Source organism: Variovorax sp. CF079, from assembly GCF_900101545.1.
Taxonomy (GTDB): domain Bacteria; phylum Pseudomonadota; class Gammaproteobacteria; order Burkholderiales; family Burkholderiaceae_C; genus Variovorax.
In genome coordinates this window covers 227,899-235,581 of sequence record NZ_FMZU01000011.1, presented here as the reverse complement: position 1 = coordinate 235,581, position 7,683 = coordinate 227,899, and the positions used below count along the sequence as shown (strand labels likewise).

Genomic DNA, 7,683 nt, shown 5'->3' with positions numbered 1-7,683 from the left:
AAGGGCGTGACGGTGAACACCGTGAGCCCGGGCTACATCGGCACCGACATGGTCAAGGCGATCCGCCAGGAAGTGCTCGACAAGATCGTGGGCACGATTCCCGTCAAGCGGCTCGGCGAGCCCAGCGAGATCGCTTCCATCATCGCGTGGCTCGCGACCGACGAAGGCGGCTACTCGACGGGCGCCGACTTCTCGGTCAACGGCGGCCTGCACATGCACTGAGGCGCCGACGCTTCGGCCAGTTGCAAAAAGACCCGCCGCGGCGGGTCTTTTTGTTTCCGGCGACGATGCTTGCGGTCACGTCCTACTGCGCCAGCCTCCGCCGCACGACAAGGTCACAGCCCATGGATGCCACCTCCACCCTCAGCACGCAGGAGCGCACCGCCTGCGAGGTGCACACGGTCCGCTTCCACTTGAACGGCGTCGCGCGCACGGTGCGGCTCGAGGCCTGGACCACGCTGCTGGACCTGCTGCGCGAGCACTGCGGTCTGACTGGCACCAAGAAGGGCTGCGACCATGGGCAGTGCGGCGCCTGTACGGTGCTGGTGGACGGCCGCCGGATCAACGCCTGTCTCGCGCTCGCGGTGATGCAGGAGGGCGCGACGATACAGACCATCGAGGGGCTGGCGCACGGCGACCTTCTGCATCCGCTGCAGCAGGCCTTCGTCGACCACGATGCTTTTCAGTGCGGCTACTGCACGCCGGGCCAGATCTGCTCGGCGGTCGGCCTGCTGCGCGAGGGCCATGCGCAGAACGAAGACGACGTGCGCGAACAGATGAGCGGCAACCTCTGCCGTTGCGGCGCCTATCCGAACATCGTCAGGGCGGTGGTCGAAGTGCTGGGGCATCAGCAGTCCGGTGCGTGGAAAGCCGCGCGATGAATCCTTTCGAGTACCACCTCGCCACCGATGCGGCCGACGCGCTGCGCTCCATTGGCGGCGTGGACGGCGCGCGCTTCATCGCCGGCGGCACCAATCTGCTCGACCTCATGAAGGAAGGCGTCGCCCGGCCTGCGCGGCTGGTCGACATCACGCACCTGCCGCTGCGCGAGGTGCGCGTCACCGAACGCGGCGGCCTCCACGTGGGCGCGCTGGTGCGCAATGCCGACCTGGCCTGGCATCCGGAAGTGCAGCGCCGCTATCCCCTGCTGGCGGAGGCGCTGCTGGCCGGCGCCTCGCCGCAGCTGCGCAACATGGCGACCGTCGGCGGCAACCTGCTGCAGCGCACGCGCTGCTACTACTTCTACGACATCGTCACGCCGTGCAACAAGCGCGCGCCGGGCAGCGGCTGCCCGGCGATCGAGGGGCTGAATCGCATCCACGCGATCCTCGGCGCCAGCGAGCAGTGCGTTGCGGTGCATCCTTCGGACATGTGCGTCGCGCTGGCGGCGCTCGAAGCGGTGGTTCACGTGCAGGGGCCGCAGGGCGAACGCTCCATCGCCATGGCCGACTTCCATCGGCTGCCCGGCGATGCACCGGAGCGCGATACGACGCTGGCCGCGGACGAACTGGTCATCGCGGTCGAGCTGCCGCCCGATCCCTTCGCTCGCCATTCCTGCTATCTCAAGCTGCGCGACCGGCGCTCCTACGCTTTCGCGCTGGTGTCCGTGGCCTGCGCGCTCGACATCGCGCAGGGGCGCATCCGGTCGGCGCGCATCGCGCTCGGCGGTGTGGCCCACAAGCCCTGGCGCCGGTGCGAAGCCGAGGCGCTGCTGGCCGGCCAGGTGCCCGGTGTCGCCGCGTTCGAGGCAGCGGCGTCCGTTCTGGTCGAGGGCGCGCGGGCGCTGGAGCACAACGGCTTCAAGATCGAACTGGCGCGCCGTGCCGTCGTGCGTGCGCTGCTGCAGGCGGCCGGCATGGAGGCGGGTGCGTGACGGCACAACCCGGATTGCCCTTCGGGGCGCCGGTGGCGCGTGTCGACGCTCGGGCCAAGGTGACGGGTGCGGCCCGCTACGCCGCCGAGCATCCGGCCGAGGGCCTGCTCTACGGCGTGGTGGTGCCGAGCCCGATCGCGCGCGGGCGCATCCGTTCCATCGACAGCCGCGCGGCGCGCGCCGTGCCGGGCGTGATCGAGGTGCTGACCCACGAGAACCGGCCGCCCATGGCACGCTTCGATCTGCTGCACAAGGACATGGATGCGCCCGGCGGCTCGCCGTTCCGGCCGCTGCACGATGCGCAGATCCACTCCGACGCGCAGCCGGTGGCGCTGGTCGTGGCGGTGAGCTTCGAGGCCGCGCGCCATGCGGCGCGGCTGATCGAGGTGCACTGCGCCGCCGAGCGGCCGCGCAGCGACATGCAGCGGCTGGCGATCGAGGCCCGCAAGCCGAGCCGCCTCAAGTTCGGCTACCAGGTCGCGCCCAAGGTGCGCGGCGAACCGGAAGATGCCTGGGACGAAGCGCCGGTCAGGATCGAGGCGTGCTACCGCTCGCCGGCCGAGTTTCACAACCCCATGGAAACGCATGCCAGCACGGCGATCTGGGAAGGCGAAGGGCGGCTCACGATCTACGACAAGACGCAGGGCGCGCAGAACAGCCGCGCCTACCTGGCGCGCGTGCTGAAGCTGCGCAAGCGCGATGTGCGCGTGCTGTGTCCCTTCGTGGGCGGGGCCTTCGGGTCGGGGCTGCGGCCCGGCTACCAGCTGGTGCTGGCCGCGATGGCGGCGCTGACGCTGCGGCGCACGGTGCGCGTGGTGCTCACGCGCCAGCAGATGTTCAGCTTCGGCCATCGGCCCGAGACCCTGCAGACGCTGAAGTTGGCCTGCGATACCGAAGGGCGGCTGCGCTCCGTCGTGCACGAGGCGGTGTCGGAGACTTCGCGCAATGAGGACTACGTCGAGAACATCGTCAGCTGGACGGGTCTGCTCTACAACACGCCGAATCTGCGGCTGGCCCATCGCGTGGTCGAGCTCGACCGTTTCACGCCGACCGACATGCGCGCACCCGGCGCGGCCCAAGGGGTTTATGCGCTCGAAAGCGCGATGGACGAACTGGCGCATGCCGTCGGCCTGGACCCGCTGGCCCTGCGCCTGCGCAACTACACCGAGACCGAGCCCGGAAGCGGCAAACCCTTCTCGAGCAAGGCGTTGCGCGAATGCTATGCGCGCGGCGCGGAGCGCTTCGGCTGGTCGCGCCGAGAGCCCGAGCCGCGCTCGATGCGTGACGGCCGCACGCTGATCGGCTGGGGCATGGCCACCGGCGTGTGGGACGCGATGCAGATCCACGGCGCCGCACGCGCCGTGCTGCGGGTCGACGGCACGCTGGAGGTCGGCAGCGCCACCACCGACATCGGCACCGGCACCGGCACCGTGATGTCGCAGATCGCAGCGGCGACCTTGGGCCTGCCGCTTGCCAAGGTGGACTTCAGCCTCGGCGATTCGAGCCTGCCGCTGGCGCCGGTCCAGGGGGGCTCCTTCACCGTGGCCACCATCGGCACGGCGGTTCAGGCCGCCTGCATCAAGATCGCGGCCAAGCTGCTCCTCATGGCGCGTGCGCAAGGCGATACGCCGCTGCGCCAGCCGCGGTTGAAGGATGTCGAATTCGTCAACGGCCTGGTGCGGCTGCGCGTGGATCCCTCGCGTTCCATCAGCCTGCGCGAGCTGATGCAGCGCGCCGGTGCGGCCCAGATCGAAGCCAAGAGCCTCGCATTGCCCAATCTCATGAAGCAGCGCAAGTACGCGCGCGCCACGCATTCGGCGGTGTTCGCCGAGGTGCGCGTGGATGAAGACCTGGGCAGCGTGCACGTCACGCGCGTCGTCAGCGCGGTGGCGGCCGGACGCATCGTCAATCCGAGAACAGCCACCAGCCAGATCGAGGGCGGCGTGGTCTGGGGCATCGGCATGGCGCTGCACGAGGAGGGTCTCGTCGATCACCGTTTGGGCCGCGTGATGAACCACAGCCTGGCCGAATACCACCTGGCTGCCAACGCCGACGTCGGGGAGATCGAGGTGATCTTCGTCGACGAGCCGGACGAGGTCGTCAATCCGCTGGGCGTCAAGGGCGTGGGGGAGATCGGCATCGTGGGCGTCGCGGCGGCCGTGGGCAACGCGATCTTCCATGCGACGGGGCGCCGCGTGTACAGCCTGCCGATCACGCTCGACAAGGTGCTGGGACTGGATTGACGGCGCGCTGAAAGGTGCAGGTGCGTTGGCGTCGATCTTGCAAAATGCAGCGATGCCCCACAGCGTCTCCCTGATCAATACCGTTGCGGCCGGTCTCGGCCTGGCGCTGGTACTCGGCTTCCTGGCGGCGCGGCTTCGGCTGCCGGCGCTGGTGGGCTACCTGCTCGCGGGCGTGATCATCGGCCCGTTCACCCCGGGCTTCGTGGCGGATGCGGAGATCGCCGCGCAGCTGGCCGAGATCGGCGTGATGCTGCTGATGTTCGGCGTCGGCCTGCACTTCTCGCTCGACGATCTGCTCGCGGTGCGCAAGATCGCATTGCCCGGCGCGATCGTGCAGATGGCGGTGGCCACGCTGCTTGGTGGCGCATTGGCCACGTGGTGGGGCTGGAGCCTGGGCGGCGCACTGGTGTTCGGGCTCGCCTTGTCGGTGGCGAGCACGGTGGTGCTGCTGCGCGCGCTCGAGAGCCTGGGGCTCCTCGATTCCTTCACCGGCCGCATCGCGGTCGGCTGGCTGGTGGTGGAAGACCTCGCGATGGTGCTGGTGCTCGTGCTGCTGCCGCCGCTGGCCGGCGTGATGGGCGGCAAGACGGCCGTGGCCGACGCGGCGCCGGTCTGGCAGACGCTGGGCCTCACGCTGCTGCAGGTGGGTGGTTTCGTGGTGCTGATGCTGGTGGTGGGGCGGCGCGTGTTCCCGTGGGTCCTGTGGCAGGTCACGCGCACCGGTTCGCGCGAACTCTTCACGCTGTGCGTGGTGGCGGCCGCGGTCAGCATCGCCTTCGCATCGGCGGCGCTGTTCGGCGTGTCCTTCGCGCTCGGCGCCTTCTTCGCGGGGATGGTGATGCGCGAATCCGAGTTCAGTCATCGGGCGGCGCAGGAATCGCTGCCCCTGCGCGACGCCTTTGCCGTCCTGTTCTTCGTCTCGGTCGGCATGTTGTTCAACCCGGCCGTGCTGATCGAACGCCCGCTGCAGGTGTTGGCGGTCGTGGGGGTGATCGTGGTGGGCAAGTCCGTGGCGGCCTGCGCGCTGGTGCTGCTGTTCCGCTATCCCTTGAGCACGGCGCTCACGGTGAGCGCGAGCCTGGCGCAGATCGGCGAGTTCTCATTCATCCTGGCTGCGCTCGGCGTCTCGCTCGGGCTGCTGCCGGCCGAGGGCCAGAGCCTGCTGCTGGCCGGCGCGCTGATCTCCATCGCCACCAATCCGCTGTGGTTCAGCCTGATCGGTCCGGTGCAGAAATGGCTGCATGCGCGTTCATCCCTTGCGCGCAGCCTGGCGCTGCGCGACGACCCGTTGGCCGAGCTGCCGGTGAGCACCGAGGCGAAGTACCTGTCGCGCCACGTCGTGCTGGTCGGTTATGGCCGCGTGGGGCGGCGCATTGCCGCCGAGCTGGCAGCCCACGATGTTCCCTTCGTGGTGGCGGAGCAGAACCGCGAACTGGTGGAGAAGCTGCGCGCCGAGGGGCTGGCGGCCGTCTGGGGCGATGCGGCCGATCCCGCGGTGCTGATCCAGGCGCATGTGGCGCGGGCCCGCGTGCTCGTGGTCGCCGTCGCCGATGCGATGAATGTGCGGCAGATGATCGAGACCGCGCGCACGCTCAACCCCGCGATCGAGACCGTGATCCGCAGCCACAACGAGGAGGAGGCGCGGCTGCTCTCGGAGGAGGTGGAGGCCACCGTGTTCCTCGGCGAGCACGAGCTTGCGCAGTCGATGGCGCGCGCCGTGCTCAGCCGCGCCGCGCCGGCCTGAGACCTGGTTCAGAGGTCCTCGATCACCAGCCTGCAGTAGCGCTCGGCGATCGAATAGGGCACCGTACGCACCACCTCCATCAGGCGCTCGGCCGCGGCCCTGTTCTCGGTCTTGACCAGGAGGCCGGTGTGGCCGTCGCGCGCGAGCTTGGTGTAGGCGCGCACGGTGGCGCCGTCGGTGCCGGCCGAGGGCAGCGGGTTGTCCGCGTCCCTGACCGTGGGCGAGATCTGGGCCAGCATGGTCTTGGGAGGGATCAGGTAGACCTCGTCGCCGCTGAAGCCGTTGTCGATCAGCTGGTGTCCGACTCGGCTCGCGTCCTCGGCATTGGGAAACATCACCATGGAATGGCCGGTCGGATAGAAGGCCCCTCCGAAGGCGGCGACCATGTGGGGGTCGAGGGTGAAATGCTTCATGTCTCCTCCTTGGCACGGCGGTGTTGTTGAGGTGCATTCAGCTTAGGCACGGCGGCACCCGGGCGCTGTAGGAAAAGCTTGGCAGGTGCAAATTACCCACATTCAGGCTATTGAGGGTATTCAAGACTTGCCAATTTAATTACCGTTCATCACATTTGAGACGAAACGTGAAGTTTTGGCTAGGTGTTGTAACGCGCGATGAATAGGATCGATGAGTTCACTCGATGACCCCCTCCTAAACTCATGTCGCAATTGCGAAATATCGCGCTCACCGTGCACGAACTCGAAGAGGGCGAGTTCTATTGGGTATTGATGGAGGGCACCGACTACGCGATGGAAGAAGCGCTTCCATACCTGCCGCTCGAGGCTGCGAGCGATCCGCAAGCGACCTACGCCAATGCATTGGTGGCAGGGATTGCGGCGATAAGAAAACTGTTCGGCAAGGACGGGCCGCGCGCCTGAGGCGGCGTACCCAGACCCAGAGGAAAGCATGCGGAAATTCGGAGCGGCGGTCGCCGCGCTCACTGTCGCACTGGTGGTCGTCGGCTGGTTCAACCGTCCTGCGACCTCGACCGAATGGGCGGCATGGGTCCAGACACTGGGCGTTCTTGCCGCGATCCTGTGGGCGCTGCGGCTGCAGGCCCTGGCCTCGAAGCAGAGCCTGCGGCAGGCCGGGCAGGTGGCGGCGATCTTCGCCACCAACATGCACTGGGTCTTCAGGGAGCTGAACGACGCCTGCGGCAAGCGCAGCTGGCCCGACTACATGGTGAATCGCCGCATCCTCGATGAAATCCTGGCGCAGGGTCGCGAGGTGACGCTGCAATTGCTCGACGGGCGCTCGCTGGCGATGGTGAGCAGCTTGCGCGCGATCGCGGTCGAGGCGCTCGAAATGACCTCGCCCCATACGGAGGGCGGCAACTGGTCCCACCTGCAGCTCTATTTCGACAAGCGCCTGCCCAGCATCGCGGCCTGGCTGTCGGCGACCGGTCATCCACCCGAGAGCAGCGGGCCGACCGACTATGTGGGGCTTCGCACCTCCTTCGGGCAGCTCGGCGGCCGCTGACCGCTGAAGAAGGAGGAAGCGCCGTCCGTTCAGGACGTGACGTGCTCGCTCATCGAGGGCCACCATCGGCGCCACCACGGGCGTTTCGGTTCGGGCGCCGCGGCGGTGGCCATCAGCTCGGCTGCCATCGAGGCGCGCACGCGTTCGCGCAAGGCAGTCTCGTAAGCGTGCGCGGGCGCTCGCGCGTTGCGGTCTCCGCGCAATGCCAGGCGTCGCCAGGCATGGGCGTGTTCAGCGAGCTCCGCATCGCTCAGGTCATCGGGGTGGGGCAATTGCTGCGTCATGCTGACGAGATTGTGCCGCGCTCCCGGGCCGCCGGCATTCTTTCAGCGAGGCCGAGTGGCCTG

9 protein-coding genes are annotated in these 7,683 nt (G+C 68.4%); 7 read left to right on the top strand and 2 right to left on the bottom strand.

Annotated elements, in window-relative coordinates; translation table 11 throughout:
* The 5 genes from BLS74_RS16885 to ybaL form a co-directional block, all read left to right on the top strand.
* Window positions 1-222 (top strand): SDR family oxidoreductase (locus BLS74_RS16885; RefSeq protein ID WP_139191704.1); only part of this gene is annotated, 222 nt, incomplete at its 5' end.
* Between the two features lie 122 nt (window positions 223-344).
* Entirely contained in the window at window positions 345-881 is a 537-nt protein-coding gene (locus tag BLS74_RS16880; RefSeq protein WP_093108254.1) for a (2Fe-2S)-binding protein, read from the top strand.
* The gene (locus tag BLS74_RS16875; RefSeq protein WP_093108252.1) at window positions 878-1,873 is read left to right on the top strand and encodes an FAD binding domain-containing protein; all 996 of its coding nucleotides are present in this window, start codon (window positions 878-880) and stop codon (window positions 1,871-1,873) included. Before BLS74_RS16880 ends, BLS74_RS16875 begins: the two co-directional genes overlap by 4 nt.
* On the top strand, window positions 1,870-4,116 hold the full coding sequence (locus BLS74_RS16870) for a xanthine dehydrogenase family protein molybdopterin-binding subunit (protein WP_244503897.1): 2,247 nt from the start codon (window positions 1,870-1,872) through the stop codon (window positions 4,114-4,116). Before BLS74_RS16875 ends, BLS74_RS16870 begins: the two co-directional genes overlap by 4 nt.
* Before the next feature lie 52 nt (window positions 4,117-4,168).
* Entirely contained in the window at window positions 4,169-5,860 is a 1,692-nt protein-coding gene (ybaL, locus tag BLS74_RS16865) for a cation:proton antiporter domain-containing protein (protein WP_093108250.1), read from the top strand.
* Between the two features lie 8 nt (window positions 5,861-5,868).
* On the opposite strand, the gene BLS74_RS16860 is transcribed toward ybaL, so the two are convergent.
* Window positions 5,869-6,273, bottom strand: coding sequence for a hypothetical protein (locus BLS74_RS16860; RefSeq protein ID WP_093108248.1), 405 nt, complete (start codon window positions 6,271-6,273; stop codon window positions 5,869-5,871).
* Window positions 6,274-6,546: 273 nt separating this feature from the next.
* On the opposite strand from BLS74_RS16860, the gene BLS74_RS16855 reads away from it, so the two are divergent.
* A complete protein-coding gene (locus BLS74_RS16855) occupies window positions 6,547-6,735 on the top strand; it encodes a hypothetical protein (RefSeq protein WP_244503896.1) in 189 nt (62 codons plus the stop codon).
* Window positions 6,736-6,763: 28 nt separating this feature from the next.
* Entirely contained in the window at window positions 6,764-7,336 is a 573-nt protein-coding gene (locus tag BLS74_RS16850; protein ID WP_093108244.1) for a hypothetical protein, read from the top strand.
* Between the two features lie 29 nt (window positions 7,337-7,365).
* Here the strand turns inward: BLS74_RS16850 and BLS74_RS33880 are convergent, their stop codons facing one another.
* Complete coding sequence (locus BLS74_RS33880; protein WP_139191703.1) at window positions 7,366-7,620, bottom strand: hypothetical protein; 255 nt, start codon at window positions 7,618-7,620, stop codon at window positions 7,366-7,368.
* Window positions 7,621-7,683 lie beyond the last annotated feature (63 nt).